This window comes from Ornithinimicrobium sp., assembly GCF_051004135.1.
GTDB lineage: Bacteria > Actinomycetota > Actinomycetes > Actinomycetales > Dermatophilaceae > Ornithinicoccus.
This window is the reverse complement of record NZ_JBPCKQ010000114.1, coordinates 52,340-72,339: the sequence shown is the minus strand read 5'-3', so window position 1 is coordinate 72,339 and position 20,000 is coordinate 52,340. Positions and strand designations below refer to the sequence as shown.

Genomic DNA, 20,000 nt, shown 5'->3' with positions numbered 1-20,000 from the left:
GTTGTTGAGCGCCTCCCAGGCCATCCCACCGGTCAGCGCTCCGTCACCGATTACGGCGACCGTGTGCCGGTCGCTGCGGCCTTGCAGGACACGAGCCTGCGCAATGCCTTCAGCCCAGGACAGCGACGCAGATGCATGCGAGTTCTCGACGACATCGTGTTCGGATTCCGCGCGGCTGGGGTAGCCGGACAGCCCGCCCTGCTTCTTCAGTGCCGAAAAATCGTGCCGGCCGGTGAGCAGCTTGTGCACGTAGGACTGGTGCCCGGTGTCGAACACCATGGTGTCGCTGGGCGAGGTGAAGACCCGGTGCATGGCGATGCTCAGCTCGACGACGCCGAGGTTGGGGCCGAGATGCCCACCGGTGCGGGAGACGCAGTCGATGAGGTAGTCGCGGATCTCCCCGGCCAGCGCCGCCGTCTGGGCCTTGGACAGCGCCTTGAGGTCGGCCGGTCCATGGATGGAGCTGAGGAAGCCCACGGGTGCGCTCACCCCTTCTGCGTCGACGTGACCCTCAAGTCTACGGCGCGAGCCTCCGATCAGCCTGGGAGGGCGCTCACCGAGGGCTGATCGGGGCACGAACCCGTAGCGCCTCCAAGATCAGCTCGGCACTGCGCAGGGCGGCCCGCAACCGCAGTCCCTCCTGGGTCAGCGAGCCCAACACGTCACCCAGCGTGCCGGTCGGCAGGACGGGTCCGAGCTCGGGCCGCACGTCGCGCCAGGCCCCGCGCATCGCCGCCAGGTCGGCCTGCAGGTGCCGCACGGTCACCCAGGCGAGCGCCACCGGGTGCCGCCGCCACGCGGCATACGCCCGGTAGTCGGCTGGGCACTGGTCGAGCAGCCAGGAGACTGCGGCCTGCTCCCAGCCGGAGACCCCGGCCGGGGGCACCCGGTCGGGCCAGCCAGGCGGTCCATTCGACATACGAACAAGTGTACGACTTGCTCGGGAGTTTGCGCGTCTACCGGGCCCGGCGGCGGGCATCCAGCAGAGCCACCACCACGCAGATGGACGTCGCGGCCGCCATCACCACGAACGAGACCAGCACCGCGGTCGGCCAGTCGGAGTCCGCCAGCACGGCATACAGCACCCCGGTACCGACAGCGATGCCGACCGCACCGCCGATCCGCTGCCCGGTCTGCATCACGCCCCCGGCCGCGCCGCCGTGCTCGACCGGCACGTCGGCCAGGGTGAGCGACTGGTTGGGTCCGATCACGAAGCCCTGGGCAGCCCCGGTGACCAGGAAGGTCGCCGCCATCGCCCACAGCCCGACCCGGCCGTCGTCGACCCATGGGGCCAGCAGGCCGGTCCCGAGCTGGCCGAGCGCAGCCACCGCCGCGCCGGCGGCGACCATCGGCCGGCCGAGCCGGGTGACCAGTCGCCCGCCGAGCACAGAGGTCACCGACGCCGCGAGCGCGCCGGGCAGCGTGAGCAACCCGGCGACCAGTGCCGAGCGACCGAGGCCCTGCTGCACGTAGAGCGCCAGCACCGCCCAGGACGGCGTCAGGCCCAGGAAGTAGATCGTCACGACCGACGTCCCGTAGGCGAACCCCCGGTCGGCAAAGATCCGGACGTCGATCATCGGCTCACCGCCGCGCCGCCGGTAGCGCCGCTCCCAACGCACCCAACCCCACAGCACCAGCGCGCTCAGCGGCAGCGCTGCGAAGCGCCACAGCGAGTCGCTCACCTGCAGGAACGGCGCCATCACCAGGAGCACCGCGGCGCCGAAGACCACGATGCCCAGCGGGTCCAGGTCGACCCGCCCGTGAGGCCGCTCCGCATGCACCGGACGCGGCAGCCAGCGCAGCGCGAGCACCACGGCCAGCAGCCCCACCGGAACGTTGACCCCGAACACCATCCGCCAGCCCAGGTCCGGCCCCAGCGTCTGCAGGATCACCCCGCCGAGCAGCGGCCCGGTCGCCAGCGCCAGCCCGATGAACGAGCCGATCACCCCGAAGGCCCGAGCCCGCGCGGCCCCGGAGAAGTACTGCTGGATCATGCCGACGATCTGCGGGTTGAACAGCCCGGACCCCACGCCCATCACCAGCCGGGCGACGTTGAGCAGGGTAGGCGAGGGCGCCAGCGCCGAGGCTGCGGAGGCCAGCACGAACAGCGAGACCCCGGCAAGGAACAGCGTGCGCCGGCCGAAGACGTCGCCGAGACGACCGGCCGGCACCAGCAGCAGCCCGAAGGTCAGCGAGTAGCCGGACAGCACCCACTGCAGCTGTGCGGTGGAGGCGCCCAGCCCCTCCTGGATCGCCGGCAGCGAGACGTTGACGATGCTGACGCCCATCAATGCCATGAACAGCGGCACGACCAGGACGGTCAGGACCAGACCTCGACGGACGTCGGCGTCCGAGTCCCGGTCCGCCTCCGCTGTGGGCTCGGGCCCCGCCCGTCGCCCGGTGGTCACCGGGTCAAGGGTATGTCGTGCCTGTTCAGTGCTCGTGCCAGGCCCCACTCCGTATCAGCAAAACGGGTGGGCGTGCGCAAACTCCCGAGCAAAACCTCAGGTGAGGGAACGCAGGACGTACTGCAAGATCCCGTCGTTGCGGTAGTAGGCGGCCTCGCCGGGGGTGTCGATGCGCACAACCGCGTCGAACTCCACGGCGTCGCCGCCGGCGTCGCCGCTACCACTGCGTGCCGCAGTGACGCGCACGGTGTCCGGTATGCCGTCGCTCAGCTCCGTGACGCCGCTGATCGAGAACGTCTCGGTCCCGTCCAGGCCAAGCGACTCGGCGCTCTCACCCTCGGGGAACTGCAGCGGCAGCACGCCCATCCCGATCAGGTTGGACCGGTGGATCCGCTCGTAGGACACCGCGATGACCGCCTTGACCCCGAGCAGCCGGGTGCCCTTGGCCGCCCAGTCGCGCGAGGAGCCGGACCCATACTCTTTGCCCGCGAGCACGACCAGCGGCACCTGCGCCTCGGCATACGCCTGCGCCGCGTCGAAGATGGCGACCGGCTCGGCATCGCTGTCGTCCTCCAGCAGGTTGCGGGTGAAACCACCCTCGACCCCGTCGAGCAGCAGGTTGCGCAGCCGGATGTTGGCGAACGTGCCGCGGATCATCACCTCGTGGTTGCCACGCCGGGAGCCGTAGGAGTTGAAGTCCTTGCGCTCGATGCCGTGGTCGGCCAGGTAGCGCCCGGCCGGGCTGTCGGCCTTGATCGAGCCCGCGGGGCTGATGTGGTCGGTGGTGACCGAGTCGCCCAGCAGCGCCAGCACCCGGGCACCCTCGATGTCGGTCACCGCCTCGGGCTCGGCGCCCATCCCGTCGAAGTACGGAGGCTTGCGCACGTAGGTCGAGTCCTGCGCCCAGTCGAAGGTGCCGCCCTCGGGGGTGGGCAGGCCCTTCCACCGCTCGTCACCGGCGAAGACGTCGGAGTAGTCGTCGGTGAACATCTGCCGCGAGATCGACCCCGCGATGGTCCGCTCCACCTCGTCGGCGTCCGGCCAGATGTCGCTCAGGAACACCTCGCTGCCCTCGGTGTCGACACCCAGCGGCTCGGTCTCGAAGTCGAAGTCCATCGTGCCGGCCAGGCCGTAGGCGATGACCAGCGGCGGCGAGGCCAGGTAGTTCATCTGCACGTCGGGGTTGATCCGGCCCTCGAAGTTGCGGTTGCCGGACAGCACCGAGGTGACGGCCAGGTCGTTGTCGTTGATCGCTGCCGAGATCTCCTCGACCAGCGGCCCGGAGTTGCCGATGCACGTGGTGCAGCCGTAGCCGACCAGGTGGTAGCCCAGCTTCTCCAGGTAGGGCCACATGCCGGCCGCCTCGAAGTAGCCGGTGACCACCTTGGAGCCGGGTGCCATCGAGGTCTTGACCCACGGCGGCACGGTCAGCCCGCGGTCCACGGCGTTCTTGGCCAGCATCGCCGCGGCCATCATCACCGAGGGGTTGGAGGTGTTGGTGCAGCTGGTGATCGAGGAGATCGAGACGATGCCGTGGTCGATCTCGAAGGTCTGGCCGTCGACGGTCACCGGCACCGGCTTGCTGACGCGGTCACCCACCCCGCCGTCCGGGACCGGCGTCAGCTTGGGCCGCGCAGCCGCGGTCTGGTCATCGGTCGCGTCGTGCGACGGGGAGTCCGAGGCAGGGAAGCTGCTCTCGATCTCGTCGTCCAGCGCCGAGGAGTTGCCCGTGTGGTCCGGGTCGTGGTGGTCGACGTAGTTGCGCAGGTCGGAGCGGAACTGTTCCTTGGCCCGCGAGACGTCGACCCGGTCCTGCGGCCGCTTCGGCCCGGCGATCGAGGGCACGACGGTCGACAGGTCCAGCTCGAGGCGCTCGCTGTAGCGCGCCTCCTGCGTCTCCCCGTCGGCCAGCCACATCCCCTGTTCCTTGGCGTAGGCCTCGACCAGGTCGACCTGCTCGTCGGAGCGCCCGGTCAGCCGCAGGTACTCCAGGGTCACCTCGTCGATCGGGAAGATCGCGCAGGTCGAGCCGAACTCCGGGGACATGTTGCCGATGGTGGCCCGGTTGGCCAGCGGCACGGCGGAGACGCCCTTGCCGTAGAACTCGACGAACTTGCCGACGGCGCCGTGCTCGCGCAGCATCTCGGTGATCGTCAGCACCACGTCGGTCGCGGTGGCGCCGGCCGGGATCGACCCGCTCAGCTTGAAGCCGACCACCCGTGGGATCAGCATGGAGACGGGCTGACCGAGCATCGCGGCCTCTGCCTCGATCCCGCCGACGCCCCAGCCGAGCACGCCGAGCCCGTTGACCATGGTGGTGTGGCTGTCGGTGCCCACGCAGGTGTCGGGGTATGCCGTGACGGACCCGTCGATGTCCCGCGTCATCACCGAGCGGGCCAGGTGTTCGATGTTGACCTGGTGCACGATGCCCGTGCCCGGCGGCACGACCTTGAAGTCCTCGAACGCCTTCTGCCCCCAGCGAAGGAACTGGTAGCGCTCCCCGTTGCGCTGGTACTCGATCTCCACGTTGCGCTCGAACGCGTCGGGCCGGCCGAACACATCGACGATCACCGAGTGGTCGATCACGAGCTCGGTGGGCACCAGCGGGTTGATCTTGTCGGGGTCGCCCCCCAGCTCCGACATCGCCTCGCGCATGGTCGCCAGGTCGACGATGCACGGCACCCCGGTGAAGTCCTGCATGATCACCCGGGCCGGCGTGAACTGGATCTCGGTGTCCGGCTCCGCGTCGGCGTCCCACTCGGCGAGCGCCCGGACGTGGTCGGCGGTGATGTTCTCGCCGTCCTCGGTGCGCAGCAGGTTCTCCAGCAGCACCTTGAGCGAGTAGGGCAGGTCGGCGGCCTCCTCGAGACCCTCGACCCCCCTCAGGCGATAGATCTGGTAGCTCGCGTCACCGACCTCCAGGCTCCCCAACGCTCCGAAACTGTTCGTCCCACTCATCCCGTGCTCCTTTGCATCCGTCCTGAACGCTTATCTTGACGTCAAGATAACTCTACCGCGGTCGCGCGCCGGGCGCACCCAGGCCACCAGTCTGTCGCACCGGCTCGAACACGGCCACACACTCCACGTGGTGGGTCATCGGGAAGGCGTCCAGCACCCGCAGCCGGGTCAGGGCCCACCCCAGCCCGACCAGGTATGCCGTGTCGCGGCCGAGGGCAGCCGGGTCACAGGCCACGTAGGCGACCGCTCGCGGACCCAGCGCGACCACGCCCTCGACGACCCGTCGCCCCGCACCGATGCGGGGTGGGTCGAGCACCACCAGGTCCCAGCGCTCCCCCGTGCCCTGCCGACTCATCACGCGCACCGCCCGGTCGACCCGGTCCCGGCGCAGCTCGGCGTGCGGCCAGTGCCGCAGGTTGTCCTGGCCGTGCTGCACGGCCACCGGGTCCGACTCGACGGCGACCACCTCCCCCGTCGGTCCGACCCGCTCGGCCAGCGCCGCGGCGAACAGCCCGACCCCGGCATACAGGTCCAGGGCCGACTCCCCCGGCTGTGGGTCCAGCCCGGCCAGCACGGTCGCCACGAACGTCGCGGCGGCCCCGGGGTGCACCTGCCAGAAGCCGCGGGCGGCAACCCCGAACTCCACGATGTCCGGGTCACCGTCCCCGTCGCGGCCCAGCTCGACCGGCTCGACCACCGTGGGGACCTGCGAGTCCCGCGCCGGCAGCGGGACGACGACGGCCGGACCGGCCCCGGGGGCGATGACGTCGAGCGCCTCGACGTCCGGGTGCCGCCGGCCGAGCACCCCGGTCCCGATCACCCGCCGGTCGGCGATCAGGCAGTCGTCGACCGGCACCACCTCCCTCGAGCGGTGTCGGCGCAGCCCCGGACGACCGTCCTCGTCCACCGCGAACTCCACCCGGGTCCGCCAACCGAGCCCGTCCTCGTCGCCCGGCACCGGCTCGCAGACCACCTCCTCGCCGAGCTGCACGGCCAGGTCCACCCCGGCGAGGCGGCTGAGCTGCTCTGCCACCACCCCGGCCTTGAGCCGGCGCTGCGCCGCGAGGTCCACATGCTGCAGGTCGCACCCCCCGCACCGGCCGGGCCCGGACCACGGGCACGGCGGTGGCACCCGCTCCGGTGCCGCCTGCAGGACGTGCACTGCGTCGGCGCGCAGGAAGCGCCCGCCCTTGCCAGACCCGGTGACCTCGGCGACGACCCGCTCGCCTGGGAGGGTGTGCCGCACGAAGACGACGCGCCCGGCATACCGGGCCACGCCGTGCCCACCGTGTGCCCAGCGCCCGATGCTCAGCTCGACCCGGTCCCCCACCTCCGGCGCGGCCGGCCCGGGCGACTCAGTCGGCACGGCTCGAGCTCGGCTCGCCCTGCTCCTCGCCCTTGCCCTCCAGCGAGGAGCCCTGCCACGGAACGCTCGCCACCACGACCCCCGGTGTGCGCATCAGCTCGCGCTGCAGCCGGTCCTGACTGCGGTCCCGGACCCAGCGCACCACCGGGTTGGCCGAGACGAACTCGGGCAGGTAGACCACCACGATGTCTCGCGGACGGTCCCGGTGCAGTCGGCGCACGTAGTCGACCACGGGGCGCACGGTCTCCCGGTAGGGCGACTCCAGGAAGCGCAGGGTGACCGGAATGTCGTGCCGGTCCCAGTCCTCGCGCAGCGCCTGGCTGGGCTCCGGGGCGAGGTCGACGTGCACGGCCTCCAGGACGTGCGGGCGCAGCGCCCGGGCGTAGGCGATGGCCTGCATGGCCGGGCGGTCCAGCCGCTCGAGGTAGACCAGCACGGAGACACGGGAGGGCACCGGCTGCACCCGCTCGTCCTGTGGTAGCGCTGTCTCCTGCGCGATGTCACGGTGCATCCGGTAGACCACGGTCATCACCATCCAGAGGGTCGCGATTGCGAGCAGGGCCAGGCCTGCTCCTTGGGTGAAGCGGGTGACGATCACCACGACCAGCACGGTCGCGGAGACGGTGGCACCCACGATGTTGATCGCCCGGCTGCGCTGCTTGCTTCGCCGGGCCCACAGGGCCAGCTCCAGACGCATCTGCCGGTTCCAGTGACGGACCATCCCGATCTGGCTGATCGTGAACGAGATGAACACCCCCACCAGATACATCTGGATCAGCTCGGTGACGGTCGCCTGGTAGATGAGCACCAGGGCCAGGGCACCGGCGGCCAGCAGCAGGATGCCGTTGGAGTAGGCCAGCCGCAGTCCGCGGCTGTGCAGGATGCTGGGCAGGAAGCCGTCCCGGGACAGCCGCGAGGTCAGCTGGGGGAAGCCGTTGAAGGCGGTGTTCGCGGCCACCACGAGCATCACGCCGGTGGTGATCGAGACCAGCAGCAACCCCAGGCTCTCGGGACCGAAGACCACCTCGGCCACCTGGCTGAGCACCGTGTCCTGCACGAAGTCGGGGCCGACCGGCTCCCCCTCGAAGCGCAGCTGCTCCTGCGGCTCCACCGCCATCTGGATGCCGGAGGCGCGCACCAAAGAGATGACCGTGAGCAAGATCGTGATGGAGATGGCCGCCATGACCAGCAGCACGGTCGCGGCGTTGCGGCTCTTGGGCCGCTGGAACGCCGGGACACCGTTGGCCACGCCCTGCACCCCGGTGAGCGCGACCGTGCCGGAGGCGAAGGCTCGCAGGATCAGCACGCCGAGGCCGAAGGCGGTCAGCGTGTCGTAGCCCGGTGCCGGCAGCAGCTCGTACCGGGCGCTCTCGGCGCGGGCCAGCGAGCCGGTGGCCCACTGCACCATGCCGACCCCGATCATCAGGGCGAGCGAGCCGAGGAAGGCGTAGACGGGCACGGCCAGCGCCCGGCCCGACTCGCGCACACCGCGCAGGTTGAGCAGGGTCAGCAGGGCCACCAGCCCCGCGGCGACAGCGGCCTCGTAGCCGCGCACGAACTCCAGCGCGGAGGCGGCGTTCTGCACGCCGGCGGAGACCGAGACGGCGACGGTGAGCACGTAGTCGACCATCAGCGCGGCGCCGACCCCCAGGCCGGCCGTGTGACCGAGGTTGACCGTGGCGACCTCGTAGTCACCCCCGCCGCTGGGGTAGGCACGCACGTTCTGCCGGTAGGACGCCACGATGACCGCCATCACCAGGCACACCGCGAGGGTGACCTCCCAGGACTGGTAGAACACGGCTGCGCCACCGGCCAGCGCCAGGGTCAGCACGATCTCGTCGGGGGCGTAGGCCACCGAGGACAGGGCGTCGCTGGCGAAGACCGGCATACCCAGCCGCTTGGGCAGCAGGGTGTCGCTCAACCGGTCGCTGCGCAGCGCGCGACCGATGAAGGCACGCTCAAGCAACCGCCGCGGAAGAGCCATAGGATGCCGATTCTAGGAGTGGCACGCTAGCGTCGGCACGTGCACTTCGTGATTATGGGCTGCGGGCGGGTCGGCGCCACCCTGGCGACGAGCCTCGAGCGACGCGGCCACGACGTCGCTGTCATCGACCAGAACCCGATCGCGTTCCGCCGGTTGTCCAAGGATTTCGGCGGACATCAGGTCAAGGGGGTCGGGTTCGACCGCGACGTCATGAGGCGGGCCGGGGTCGAGCAGGCGTACGCCTTCGCCGCGGTGAGCAGCGGCGACAACTCCAACATCATCGCGGCTCGCGTGGCCCGCGAGACCTTCGGTGTGCAACGGGTGGTGGCGCGCATCTACGACCCGGGACGGGCCGAGATCTTCGAGCGGCTGGGCATCCCCACGGTCGCCACCGTGCGATGGGCCGCCGACCAGACCCTGCACCACCTGCTGCCGCAGGGGTCCACCCCCGACTACTTCGACCCGACCGGCAAGCTGGTCCTCGCCCAGATCCATCTGGACGAGGGCTGGGTCGGCCGACGACTCTCCGCCATCGAGGACTTCGCGCAGGGGCGGATCGCGTTCATCACCCGCCGGGGCGACGCCCAGCTGCCCACCCCGGAGACGGTCTACCAGGACGGCGACGAGGGGCACCTCGTCGTGCAGCGCGATCGGCTGCCCGAGCTGGAGCACCAGCTCGACGCGCCGCCACCACAGGACTAGACCACCGGACAAAGCAGGCAGGAAGGACCCACCGTGCGAGTCGCCGTCATCGGGGCCGGGAGCGTCGGCCGCTCCATCGCCCGCGAGCTGATCCACAACGACCACGACGTGCTGCTCATCGACTCGGAGTCCGACGACGAGCGCACCGCCCGGATGCCGGCCGCGGAGTGGCTGCGCGGTGACGCGTGTGAGCTGAGCACCCTGGCCCAGGCCCGGATGGAGACCTACGACCACGTGGTCTGCGCGACCGGCGATGACAAGGTCAACCTCGTGGTCTCGTTCCTGGCCAAGACCGAGTTCGGCGTCAACCGCACCGTGGCCAGGGTCAACAACCCCCGCAACGAGTGGCTGTTCACCGACGCATGGGGGGTCGACGTGGCCGTGTCCACACCTCGGCTGATGACCGCGCTGGTCGAGGAGGCCGTGGCCGTCGGCGACCTGGTGCGACTGTTCGAGTTCCAGCAGGGCAACGTGCACATGGTGGAGCTGACCATGCCCGACTCCAGCCCGCACGTGGGGCACCGGGTGGGCGACGTCCCACTGCCGGAGGACACCACCATGGTCACCATCCTGCGCGACGGCCGTGCTCTGTCCCCGCTGCCGGACGAGCTGCTGGAGGTCGGCGACGAGGTGCTGTTCATGTGCCCCCCGCAAGCCGAGGGCGACCTGGCGCTGACCCTCAACCCCGACACGCACCACCGGGAGTTCGACGAGGACGAGGACTGAGTCCCCGGACGGCGCTCCGCTACTCCTCCGTCGCCGGGTCCTGGACCGGCGTGCGACCGGTGGTCAGCATGATCCCCATGACCAGCACGGCGATCAGGTATGCCGGCCAGCCCAGCGTGATCTTGGCGACTCCGAGCCAGGCCACCTCGGCGGCCAGGTAGAGCGGCAGCATGATCGCCACCCGGATCGCGAACAGCGCCGCCAGCACCCAGGTCAGCCGGGCGCAGACAGCCACCAGCGGAGCATCCCGCCGCCAGGCGGTGGGATGCTCGGCGTAGTGCGGGTCGCCCGCGGCGACCAGGAAGCCGATCATCGGCCACCGGGTCACGATCGAGACCAGCGCCAGCACGCCGTACCCCATGCTGGCCAGGATTCCGGGCAGGAAGGCATCCTGCGCGTTGCCACTGCGCAGCGCGAAGAACGCCGCCAGCGCGATGCCGACGAGTGAGGACAGCACGTAGCGCAGCGATCCGCCGATGGCCAGCCGCACCCCGATCAGGATCAGAGTGATGGCCGCTGCCGCCAGCAGAGCCGGACGCACCTCGTCGCGCCAGAGCCAGACGACGACGAAGACCGCCGTCGGCAGCGCCGTCTCGATCGAGCCGTACCATCCGCCGAGCAGCTCGGACAGCCGGGACCGGATGACCGCCTCCACCGTCTGGACCGCGCGCACCTCCTCGGCGGCCGGATCGGCCTCAGACATGCGCGGGCAGCAGGTCGTAGCCGGGGTTGTACATCAGCAGTCGGTCGTCCTGGACGGCCACCCGGCCGGTGACCGTCAGGTAGGAGCCCGGCTCGATGCCGTTGATCGCGCTGCGCCCCAGCCACACCAGTCCCAGGACGCCACTGCCGTCGTAGAGCTCGGCCCGCAGCTCCGGGGCCGACCCGTGGGGCGGCACCGCCAGACTGTGCACGGTGCCGGTGACCCGGCCCCAGCACCGTTCGGTCAGCTCGGCGATCCGCACGCACCCGGGCCGGGCGCACTCCCGGGACAGGTCGGCCGCCTCCACCGTCGCCTGGTCCTGGCCCAGCCGGTCCCGGACCCGGTCGACCAGGCTCACGGCTGCTCCGTCCCCGTGTCCGGGGTGCTCGCGGCGGACTCGGCGGCCCGGCGCGCGGCGGCATCGAGCACCTGCTGCGGCGGGCGCAGCTCCAGCAGCTCGCGCGGTGGGCGTGGCTCGTCCCCCCGGTCGACGACCACCTCGCGGATGAACTCGTGGACGGTGCGCAGCGCCTCCTCGTCGGTGGCCGCCGGGCCGTTGACCACGACCCGCAGGAACCACCGCGGCCCGTCGACGCCGAGAAACCGGGCCGGCTGGTAGGCGACCCGACCGTCGGCCGCGCGGCCGGGCATCCGGGTGCGCAGCTCGGGGCCGAAGAGGCCGTCTGCCGGGTCGGCGGAACCCCCCGACTGGACGATCCCCTCGACCAGGGCGCGGCGGATCTCGGTCCAGATGCCGGCCGAGCGGGGCGCGGCGAAGGCCTGCAGCTGCACCTTGTCCAGGCCCAGCCCGCAGGTCACCCCCACGATCCTCGAGGTGCCCTGCTCGACGTCCAGCCGCAGCTCCATGCCACTCCGCGACGGGAGGCGCAGCGCCCCGAGGTCCAGCCGCTGGCCCAGCTCGGGTCGCTCGCCGATGTCGAAGGGACCGTCCACTGGGCGCTCCCAGTCCCGGTCCACCCCCGGCTGCCCCTCCGGCACGGGTGCCGGCTCGGGGTCGAGCAGGTCGGGCTGGGCGTTCTTGCGCTTGCCGAAGAGGGCCACGGTGCGGTCTCAGTCCTTGCTGGTCGAAGCGGGGTATGTCGGATCGGCGCCGGCTGGGCGGGTGGGGTCGGCAATCGGGACGCCGCCGAACCCCCCGGAGTCGCCGTGCCCCTGCAGGCCTCGGTCGCTGCCGGGCAGCCGGGCCACGGTCGTGAAGGCCACCGAGCAGATCGGCTGCACCACGAGCTGGGCGATGCGGTCCCCTCGGCGCACCGTGAACGCCTCGCGGGCGTCGGTGTTGAGCAGGCAGACCTTGATCTCGCCGCGGTAGCCGGCATCGAGTGTGCCGGGGGCGTTGACGATGGTGATGCCGTGCCGGGCGGCCAGCCCGGAGCGGGGGTGCACGAAGCCCGCATAGCCGTGCGGCAGGGCGAGCGCGACCCCGGTGCCCACCAGGGCCCGTTCCCCGGGCGCCAGGTCCACGCCGTCGCGCGCGTGCAGGTCCAGGCCGGCGTCCCCGGGGTGGGCCTGAGCCGGCACGGGGAGCCCCTCGTCCAACCGGTGCAGCAGCACGGGCACGTCCTCGGTGCTCACCACCCCACCGTAGCCCGCTGCAGGCAGGCTCAGGCCGCGCACTCGGTGCAGACCGGCATGCCGGAGAGCTCGCCGGCCAGCTGGCTGCGGTGATGCACCAGGAAGCACTTGGAGCAGGTGAACTCGTCGGCCTGGCGCGGCAGCACCCGGACCGACAGCTCCTCGCCCGACAGGTCCGCCCCGGGGAGCTCGAAGCCCTCCGCGTGCTCGGTCTCGTCGACGTCGACGTTGCTGGTGCTCTTGTCGGACCGCCTGGCCTTCAACTCCTCAAGGGAGTCCTCGTTGATGTCGTCCTCGGTCTTCCGAGGAGCGTCGTAGTCGGTTGCCATGACCGTTTCCTGTCCTCACTTCTGGTCGCTGCTGATCGCTGGTGGGCGGAGATGCGGGACCGTCCACGGGTCGTTGGCCTGTGAACGTCGAACAGGCACAATTTGTGCCCTCATCGGGTGGGCTTCGTCCGCAGGCTGCGCGGGGATTGTGCCTCATCCCGGCCCGCATTGCCACCACCGCCTCGCCGGGTCGGCCAAACAGGGGTCGCCGGGGCCCTCAGTGGTGCAGTCGTCGCAGCAGCGCGTGCAGGTCCTCGTGCAGCTCCGGGGTCGTGGCCAGCACCATCTCGCCCGAGGGCGGTGCGTCCAGCCCCGAGACCACGCCGCCGGCCTCGGTGACCACCAGTGCCGCCGCGGCCATGTCCCAGGGGTGCAGGCCGCGCTCGTAGTAGCCGTCCAGCCGGCCGGCCCCCACGTGGCACAGATCGAGCGCCGCGGAGCCGCTGCGGCGCAGGTCCCGGACCAAAGTCAGCACTTCGGCGGCGATCGCACCCTGGTCCTGTCGGGCCAGCACGTCATAGCTGAACCCGGTGCCGACCAGGGCTCGCTCGAGCAGGGCCGGGCCACCGTCGACCGTGCGTCCGAGCGGTCCCAACGAGCGCCCGGAGGTGTATGCCGAGCTCCCGGGCCCCGCGGGGCGGTCCACCCGCGCTCCACCCCCGCAGCGGGCGTGGAACACCTCGTCCAGCGCCGGGTGGTGCACCGCACCGGCGAGCGGCGCCCAGCCGCCCGGGGTGGTCGGGTCACCCGCCACGACCGCCACGCACACGGCATACGCGGGGTAGCCGTAGAGGTAGTTGACGGTGCCGTCGATGGGGTCGAGCACCCAGGTCAGTCCGCTGTCACCCCCGGTCAGCCCGTCCTCCTCCCCGAGGACGGCGTCCTCGGACCGGTGCCGGGCCAGCTGCTCACGCAGCAGCGTCTCGCACCGGGTGTCCATCTCGGTCACGACGTCCAGCTCGGTGGTCTTGGTCTGTGCGACGTCCACGCGGGTGGGCCGCCCGTCGCGCACGAACCGGCCGGCCCGGGTGGCCAGCGACACCGCCAGCTCCTCGAGCAGGACCATCTCGTGGTCCGGCAGCTCGTGGAGGGCCGGCGGCCAGGACATGCTCAGTCCATCCCGCACAAGGCGGGCTTGGCCACCCGCAGGTTGGGACAGCACCCCGGCCGGCAGGTCGAGGGCCGGGCCTGCGGGACCGGCCACGCGGGCCGCTCGACGTCGTCACCGCGTGCCTCCCCGGCCCGCTCCAGCACCAGGTCGACCAACCCGCTGACGAACTCCGGGTCGATGCCCACGGTGGGCACCCGGACCATGCCCAGGCCGAGCTCGTCGGCGGTCTCCCGGGCCTCGGTGTCGAGGTCGAAGACGACCTCCATGTGGTCGGAGACGAAGCCGATCGGCGCCACGACCACGTGCCGGACCCCGTCGGCGTGCAGCGCGCGCAGGTGGTCGTTGACGTCGGGCTCCAGCCAGGGTTGGGAGGGTGGTCCGGAGCGGGAGCAGTAGGCCAGGTCTGCCCGCACCTGCTGGTCCAGGGTCACCGACACCTCCTCGGCGATGGCCTGGGTGAGCGCGGCGTGCTGCGCGCTGTAGAGGTTGCCCTCGTCTTCGCCGGACCCGGAGGTGTCGTCCATCGGGTCGGGGATGGAGTGGGTGACGCAGACGATGCGGGGCAGCTCGCCGGTGCTGGCCTGCACCTCCCGGACGGCGTCGGTGACCAGGCGCACGTTGACGGCCGCGAAGCCGGGATGGTTCCAGTACTGCCGCACCTTGTCCACGTGCAGCGTGCCACCCTCCAGCCGCAGCTCCTCGACTGCCGTGGCCAGGTCCTCGCGGTACTGCCGGCAGGAGCTGTAGCAGGAGTAGGCGCTGGTGGTGACCGCGACGACGCAGGAGCGCCCGGCCGCGTCCGCCTCGCGCAGGGTGTCGGTGAGGAACGGGGCGCAGTTGCGGTTGCCCCAGAGCACGGGCGTGGGGATGCCGCGCCGGTCCAGCTCGGCCCGCAGCGCCTCCAGCAGCGCGCGGTTCTGGTCGTTGATGGGGCTGCGCCCGCCGAAATGGTGGTAGTGCTCGGCGACCTCGGCGAGCCGCTCGTCGGGGATGCCCCGGCCGCCCGTGACCCGGCGCAGGAACGGCATCACCTCATCCGGGGACTCCGGTCCACCGAAGGAGACCAGCACGATGGCGTCGTAGGGCGAGGTCTCATCGGTGAGATTCGTCGCGGGCTCGGGGTCCAGCACCGGGTCAACGGGCTCGAGCGCGTCTCGGGGGTCGACAGGGTCGGCGGGCGGCGAGGTCATGGCAGGTCTCCTGTGCGCAGTGCGGTCGGGGCGTTGAGGTCGAGGGTCACCGCGACCATCCGGATCAGGAACACCAGCATGACCGAAGCCCAGACGATGCCCGCACCCAGGTGGCCGGTCTCGAACGCGACCACCACGAGCACGGCACCGATCAGGGCGGGCACGGCATACAGCTCCCGGCGCAGCAGCTCGGGCCGACCGAGAAGACGGCCAGCCCGGCCACCCCCGCCAGCACCACCACACCGACCATGTCCAACCCGCGGCGGACCCCGACCAGCGCACCGGAGAGGGCGAAGACGAACACGCCGATGACGTCGAGGGCGAGCTGCAGGTCTGCGCTGGGGGCCACCATGGTGTAGGACAAGGTACCTGTCACCGGGCGGCGGGCCGGCCACCCGGCGTGGCCTGCGTGGACCCAGGGTTCACCAGTGGCAGAGTGGGACAGGCCGGCAACGGACACACGGCACGAGAGGGAGTGGCATGGACCAGTTGCGGTTCATCGGGGTGCACGCCGACGGCACCCACCTGATGATGGCCGACGACGAGGGGACGGAGTATGCCGTCGCCCTCGACGAGCGCCTGCAGACTGCCCTGCGGCGCAGCCGCGCCGACGCCGAGCGTCCGACCACCCCGGTCACCCCCCGCGAGGTCCAGTCGATGATCCGCGCGGGGCTGAGCTCTGAGGAGATCTCCGAGCAGACGGACTGGGAGCAACAGCGGGTGCAGCGCTACGAGGGACCGATCCTCGCCGAGCGGGAGCACGTAGCCCTCATGGCCTGTGCTGCACACGTCCGCACGCACGACCGGACCGGTCCGCCCCCGTCACTGCAGGGACGGGTGGAGCAGCGGCTGGCTGCGCGCGGCGTCGACATGGAGCGCGTGCGGTGGGACGCCACCCGGCCCGAGGGCGGACAGTGGAGTGTGGTGGTGACCTTCGTCGCGGGTCAGCGCAGCCGACAGGCCTCGTGGCGCTTCGACCCGAGCGCCCGGTCCACCGACGCCCTGGACGACGAGGCGCGTTGGTTGAGCGAGGACGAGCAGACACTGCCCCGCGACGTCAACGCCGAGACGGTCTTCGGCGGGCAGACCGACTCCCCGGAGGACCTGATGACCTCCATGCGCGAGCGCAGCCGCAAGCGCGGGCGCAGCCGGCGGCCGCGCCAGGGTCGCGCACGGTCCGGGGAGCACTCGGACCGCGACGCTTCCGCCGAGGGAGCCGACGCCGTGCGCATCGGCACCGGCGACACCGAGGCCGGCAGTCACGACCCGGTCAGCGTCCCCGGCGGTGGTGCCCCGCCCGGGGAGGCGCTACCCCTGGAGGACTTCCCCTACGACCCCGACACGATGGGCCTGCCGCCCTCCGCGCACGGGCACGCCGACCGGAGCGAGGCCGACCCCGAGGATGCACACCCCGAGGAGGACCCCAAGGAGGACCACGAGACTTCGCGCGAGGCCACGCTGGCGGACTTCTTCGGCGACCCCGACGACGAGCAGGGCGGCGAGAGCGAGCCGGACGGCGAGGGCCAGGGGGCGCCAGCACCGACCCAGGAGTCCGAGGACGCGGGCTACGCCGGCCGCAAGCGCGCGAGACCCAGCGTCCCCAGCTGGGACGACATCATGTTCGGCGCGCGCGACCGCGGCCGCTGAGCCGCCCGTCGTGCTGCTTGTGCGCCCCGGCCACCACCCACGCCAGCGAGACACACAGCAGACCGGCCACCACGCCCATCCCGATGGTCGCGTCCGTGGGCAGGACCACGCCCAGACCACCACCGATCACCCACGACACCTGGATCAGGGTCTCGGACCTGCCGAACACACTGGTGCGCCGCTGCTCGCTCACGTGCTGCTGAATCGTGGCGTCGAGGGCGAACTTGCCCAGCTGCTGGCAGGTCCCGGCCACCAGGCTGAGCAGCACCAGGGTCACCATCCCGAATCGCACCGCCGCCAGCACCGCGAAGAGCACATTGACCAACAACGTGACCTGGACCAGCGTCATCGGGTCGACCTTCCGGATCCGTGCCCCCAGGATCGTGCCCAGGGTCGCCCCGACGCCGGCCGCGGCCACCACGACGCCGATCAGCACCGTGAATCCGTAGTCCCAGCCGGGCGGGGGGTCGCTGCGCAGCAGGAACGCCATGAAGATGGTCAGGAAGCCGGACAGCATCCGCAGCGCGGCGTTGGCGCGCAGCGCTGTCACCACCACCAGCGGGACCGACAGCGGGCTGCGCCCACCCGCGTACTGCGTGATCGGCACCTCCTGCTCCCCCCGGGTCGAGTCGACCCGGGCCGGCAGCCGGACGGCCAGCACCGTCCCGACGGCGAAGACCACGAAGCCGAAGCGCAAGGCCCACTCGGCGCCCAGCTGGGCGGCCCCCGCCGCCACGGGGACCGCGACCGTGGCTCCGACCACGCCGGCCATCGACATCCGGCCGTTGGCCGAGGTGAGCGACATGCCGTCCGGCAACAGCCGTGGCGTGGCGCTGGAGCGCGTCACGTTGTAGGCCTTGGACAGGATCAGGATGGCCAACGCGGCCGGGAACTGCCACCAGGACTCCTGGCCGATCGTGGCGGCCAGGGTGAGGCACAGCGCCGCCCGCAGCGCAGTGGTCGCGCCGATCGCCCACCGCCGCCCGTGGCGGAAGCGGTCCAGCAACGGCCCGACGAACGGGGCGATGACGCTGAAGGGCAGCAGGGTGAGCAGGAGGAACAACGCCACCTGGCCGCGGGCCTCCCCGACGGGCAGGGTGAAGAACAGCGACCCGGCCAGGGCGATGGCCACGACGGCGTCGCCGCCGTTGTGCAGCGCATGCACCTCCATCAGGCGGTTGAGCCCGGTGGCCCCTGCCCCGCCCGAGCGGCTGGCCCGCTGCGCCGCGCGCACCGTGGCGATGCCGGCATGCGCCGTGCCGTGGCCCGCCGCCCGCGCCCCGCGGCTCAGCGACCCGCCCACTCGGGCGGTGCGGGAGGCGGACGGTCGCGCCGAGGCGCCGGTGATCGGGGAGGGAGGCGGGTCGCTCATCGCCTCACCGCACGCGCGGCAGCGGGCACAGGTCGAGGTCGAAGGGCAGCACGTCCGGCGATGCGGCCTGCGCCGACGCCGCGTGGGCGGTCATCCGCCGCATGTAGTGCCGCCGACAGAGCACCTCGTACTCCACACTCATCCGGTCGTCGCCGGCAAGCTCTCCCCCGACGTCGCCCACCAGGACCTGCTCGCCCTGGACCACCATGACACCGTCGACCGTGCGGGCGTTGTGCGTGGCGGTCCGCCCGCACCAGCACAGCGCCTCGACCTGCAGCACCGAGGTCCGGTCGGCAAGCTCGATCAGCCGGCGCGACCCGGGGAACAGCTCGGCCCGGAAGTCCGCGGTGATGCCGAACGCGAAGACGTCGATCCCCATCTCATCGACCAGCCGGGCCAGCTGCTCGACCTGCCCGGGACGGTAGAACTGGGCCTCGTCGCAGATCAGGTAGTCCACCCGGCGCCCGTGCGTCACCTGGTCGACGACCAGCTCCCAGAAGTCGGTGTCGTCGCCGACCTCGAGCGCCTCCCTGGAGAGCCCGAGTCGGGAGGACAGCTGGGCGGTGCCGGCCCGGTCGTGCTGGGAGAAGATCAGGCCGCTGCGCCCCCGAGCGGCGTGGTTGTGGTCCATCTGCAGCGCCAGGGTGGACTTGCCGCAGTCCATGGTCCCGGTGAAGAAGACGAGTTCGGCCACGGCGGCCAGTCTACGATCGGTCGCCGACCGACACGCTCAGGCCGGGTCGTGCAGCAGCGGAATCAGGGTCTCCTCGTCGCTCAGCGAGCCGTGATGTCCGCGCAGGGCCACCACCTGCGGCCGCAGCAGCCGGGAGTCCAGGACCGTCGCTCCCCCGTCCAGGACGGCCACGACGTCACCGATCCGGCCCGCCACCTCCTCCCGCACCGGCCCCAGCCAGCCGGTCTCGATCAGCTCGGTCCGGCTGAGCACGTGCGCGGCGTGCTCGCCCAGCAGGGCCCGCCACCGCTGCAGGACGTCCTCGGCGGCACCGGGGCGGCAGTAGGCGTAGGGCACCCGGGGCTCGCCGCCGAGCAGTGCGACGCCGTCGTCGAGACCGCTGTCGTGGGCCAGATCGCGGCGCAGCGCCTCGGGTGCCTCGACCATGCCGTGGTCGGCGGTCAGGGTGAGCGAGGTGCCGGGCGACAGCGCTCGGGCCAGGGCGGCCAGGGCGGCGTCGACCTCCTCGACGGCCGCTCCCCAGGCCAGGGAGTCCGGGCCGTGCTCGTGGCCGGCCCGGTCGACCTCCCCGACATAGAGGTAGATCAGGGCCGGCTGCGGATGCTGGCGAGCACGGGCCGACTCCCGCACGGTCGCCCGCACCCGCTCGTCCAGGGTCCGGGCGGGCACGAACCGCCCACCGCGCAGCGCCGCCCGGGTCAGCCCGGACCCCTGGAACTCCGGCTGGGCGACGGTGCTCACCTGGACGCCGGCCTGGGCAGCCCGTTCCAGCAGGGTCGGCCCCGGCTGGTATGTCGTGGGGTGCGGACCGCCCGCCCACGACAGGTGGTTGAGCAGCCGGTCGGTGCCCGGCAGCCGCACCTGCCAGCCGACCAGGCCGTGCTCCCCGGGCAGCCTGCCCGTGCCAAGACTCGCGAGGCTGACCGCGGTCGTGGAGGGGAAGCCGCTGCGCACCTCCGGGGCCAGCGGCGTGAGGCTGCGCAGGTAGGGGGCATGTCCGCTGCGGCGCGCCAGCTGGCGGGCGCCCAGCCCGTCGATCAGCACGACCACGGCGGTGCGGGCGGGCGGAAGCTCCAGGACGGGCACGGGCCAGGGCTCGTCCCCGGCGGCCGGGGCCACCCCGAGAGAGCGGATCAGGGCGGGTAGCACGTCGCGCAGGCTCACGGCATACGGCGGGGGGGCGCAGCCGTGCTCGGGAGTCGGACGCGTCATGG

Annotated in this window: 21 protein-coding genes; 3 read left to right on the top strand and 18 right to left on the bottom strand. The window is 71.9% G+C overall.

The window, feature by feature from the left end:
* The 6 genes from ACR2FV_RS07285 to ACR2FV_RS07260 all read right to left on the bottom strand — a co-directional run.
* A partial coding sequence (locus ACR2FV_RS07285; RefSeq protein ID WP_434015025.1) for a 1-deoxy-D-xylulose-5-phosphate synthase N-terminal domain-containing protein occupies nt 1–489 on the bottom strand: 489 nt, incomplete at its 3' end.
* Between the two features lie 64 nt (nt 490–553).
* The gene (locus ACR2FV_RS07280) at nt 554–919 is read right to left on the bottom strand and encodes a hypothetical protein (RefSeq protein ID WP_434015024.1); all 366 of its coding nucleotides are present in this window, start codon (nt 917–919) and stop codon (nt 554–556) included.
* Nucleotides 920–956: 37 nt separating this feature from the next.
* Nucleotides 957–2,408, bottom strand: coding sequence for an MFS transporter (locus ACR2FV_RS07275; protein ID WP_434015023.1), 1,452 nt, complete (start codon nt 2,406–2,408; stop codon nt 957–959).
* A 96-nt stretch (nt 2,409–2,504) separates the two neighbouring features.
* Nucleotides 2,505–5,366, bottom strand: coding sequence for an aconitate hydratase (locus ACR2FV_RS07270; RefSeq protein ID WP_434015022.1), 2,862 nt, complete (start codon nt 5,364–5,366; stop codon nt 2,505–2,507).
* A 52-nt stretch (nt 5,367–5,418) separates the two neighbouring features.
* Nucleotides 5,419–6,732: a class I SAM-dependent RNA methyltransferase gene (locus ACR2FV_RS07265; RefSeq protein ID WP_434015021.1), complete on the bottom strand. Its 1,314-nt coding sequence runs from the start codon at nt 6,730–6,732 to the stop codon at nt 5,419–5,421.
* Nucleotides 6,722–8,716 carry an APC family permease gene (locus ACR2FV_RS07260; RefSeq protein WP_434015020.1) on the bottom strand — a complete coding sequence of 665 codons (1,995 nt, stop codon included), beginning with the start codon at nt 8,714–8,716 and terminating at the stop codon, nt 6,722–6,724. Before ACR2FV_RS07260 ends, ACR2FV_RS07265 begins: the two co-directional genes overlap by 11 nt.
* Nucleotides 8,717–8,755: 39 nt before the next feature.
* Here ACR2FV_RS07260 and ACR2FV_RS07255 point away from each other — a divergent pair, with 39 nt between their 5' ends.
* Both ACR2FV_RS07255 and ACR2FV_RS07250 read left to right on the top strand, forming a co-directional pair.
* Nucleotides 8,756–9,418, top strand: coding sequence for a potassium channel family protein (locus ACR2FV_RS07255; RefSeq protein WP_434015019.1), 663 nt, complete (start codon nt 8,756–8,758; stop codon nt 9,416–9,418).
* A gap of 33 nt (nt 9,419–9,451) precedes the next feature.
* Complete coding sequence (locus tag ACR2FV_RS07250; RefSeq protein WP_434015018.1) at nt 9,452–10,144, top strand: potassium channel family protein; 693 nt, start codon at nt 9,452–9,454, stop codon at nt 10,142–10,144.
* A gap of 19 nt (nt 10,145–10,163) precedes the next feature.
* On the opposite strand, the gene ACR2FV_RS07245 is transcribed toward ACR2FV_RS07250, so the two are convergent.
* From ACR2FV_RS07245 to ACR2FV_RS07205, 9 genes are all read right to left on the bottom strand, one after another.
* Complete coding sequence (locus tag ACR2FV_RS07245) at nt 10,164–10,847, bottom strand: DUF3159 domain-containing protein (RefSeq protein WP_434015017.1); 684 nt, start codon at nt 10,845–10,847, stop codon at nt 10,164–10,166.
* A complete protein-coding gene (locus tag ACR2FV_RS07240) occupies nt 10,840–11,205 on the bottom strand; it encodes an OB-fold nucleic acid binding domain-containing protein (RefSeq protein ID WP_434015016.1) in 366 nt (121 codons plus the stop codon). Before ACR2FV_RS07240 ends, ACR2FV_RS07245 begins: the two co-directional genes overlap by 8 nt.
* Nucleotides 11,202–11,909 carry a DUF3710 domain-containing protein gene (locus ACR2FV_RS07235; protein WP_434015015.1) on the bottom strand — a complete coding sequence of 236 codons (708 nt, stop codon included), beginning with the start codon at nt 11,907–11,909 and terminating at the stop codon, nt 11,202–11,204. The genes ACR2FV_RS07240 and ACR2FV_RS07235 overlap by 4 nt, the downstream gene beginning before the upstream one ends.
* 9 nt (nt 11,910–11,918) lie before the next feature.
* Nucleotides 11,919–12,446 (bottom strand): dUTP diphosphatase, encoded by a 528-nt coding sequence (gene dut, locus ACR2FV_RS07230; RefSeq protein ID WP_434015026.1) that lies wholly within the window; start codon nt 12,444–12,446, stop codon nt 11,919–11,921.
* Between the two features lie 26 nt (nt 12,447–12,472).
* Nucleotides 12,473–12,772 (bottom strand): DUF4193 domain-containing protein, encoded by a 300-nt coding sequence (locus tag ACR2FV_RS07225; protein WP_434015014.1) that lies wholly within the window; start codon nt 12,770–12,772, stop codon nt 12,473–12,475.
* Nucleotides 12,773–12,989: 217 nt separating this feature from the next.
* Nucleotides 12,990–13,880 carry an inositol monophosphatase family protein gene (locus tag ACR2FV_RS07220; RefSeq protein WP_434015013.1) on the bottom strand — a complete coding sequence of 297 codons (891 nt, stop codon included), beginning with the start codon at nt 13,878–13,880 and terminating at the stop codon, nt 12,990–12,992.
* A 2-nt stretch (nt 13,881–13,882) separates the two neighbouring features.
* Nucleotides 13,883–15,073, bottom strand: coding sequence for a ferrochelatase (locus ACR2FV_RS07215; RefSeq protein WP_434015012.1), 1,191 nt, complete (start codon nt 15,071–15,073; stop codon nt 13,883–13,885).
* On the bottom strand, nt 15,070–15,237 hold the full coding sequence (locus ACR2FV_RS07210) for a hypothetical protein (RefSeq protein WP_434015011.1): 168 nt from the start codon (nt 15,235–15,237) through the stop codon (nt 15,070–15,072). Before ACR2FV_RS07210 ends, ACR2FV_RS07215 begins: the two co-directional genes overlap by 4 nt.
* The gene (locus ACR2FV_RS07205) at nt 15,225–15,425 is read right to left on the bottom strand and encodes a TRIC cation channel family protein (protein ID WP_434015010.1); all 201 of its coding nucleotides are present in this window, start codon (nt 15,423–15,425) and stop codon (nt 15,225–15,227) included. Before ACR2FV_RS07205 ends, ACR2FV_RS07210 begins: the two co-directional genes overlap by 13 nt.
* Nucleotides 15,426–15,553: 128 nt before the next feature.
* Here ACR2FV_RS07205 and sepH point away from each other — a divergent pair, with 128 nt between their 5' ends.
* Nucleotides 15,554–16,720 carry a septation protein SepH gene (sepH, locus tag ACR2FV_RS07200; protein ID WP_434015009.1) on the top strand — a complete coding sequence of 389 codons (1,167 nt, stop codon included), beginning with the start codon at nt 15,554–15,556 and terminating at the stop codon, nt 16,718–16,720.
* Here sepH and ACR2FV_RS07195 read toward each other — a convergent pair.
* The 3 genes from ACR2FV_RS07195 to ACR2FV_RS07185 are packed head-to-tail and all read right to left on the bottom strand — an operon-like array spanning nt 16,689 to nt 19,998.
* On the bottom strand, nt 16,689–18,092 hold the full coding sequence (locus ACR2FV_RS07195; RefSeq protein WP_434015008.1) for an MFS transporter: 1,404 nt from the start codon (nt 18,090–18,092) through the stop codon (nt 16,689–16,691). The two genes, sepH and ACR2FV_RS07195, sit on opposite strands and share 32 nt — an antisense overlap.
* Nucleotides 18,093–18,096: 4 nt before the next feature.
* Nucleotides 18,097–18,786: a thymidine kinase gene (locus tag ACR2FV_RS07190; protein ID WP_434015007.1), complete on the bottom strand. Its 690-nt coding sequence runs from the start codon at nt 18,784–18,786 to the stop codon at nt 18,097–18,099.
* A 36-nt stretch (nt 18,787–18,822) separates the two neighbouring features.
* Nucleotides 18,823–19,998, bottom strand: a complete 1,176-nt coding sequence (locus tag ACR2FV_RS07185; protein WP_434015006.1) for an alkaline phosphatase family protein — start codon at nt 19,996–19,998, stop codon at nt 18,823–18,825.
* Nucleotides 19,999–20,000 lie beyond the last annotated feature (2 nt).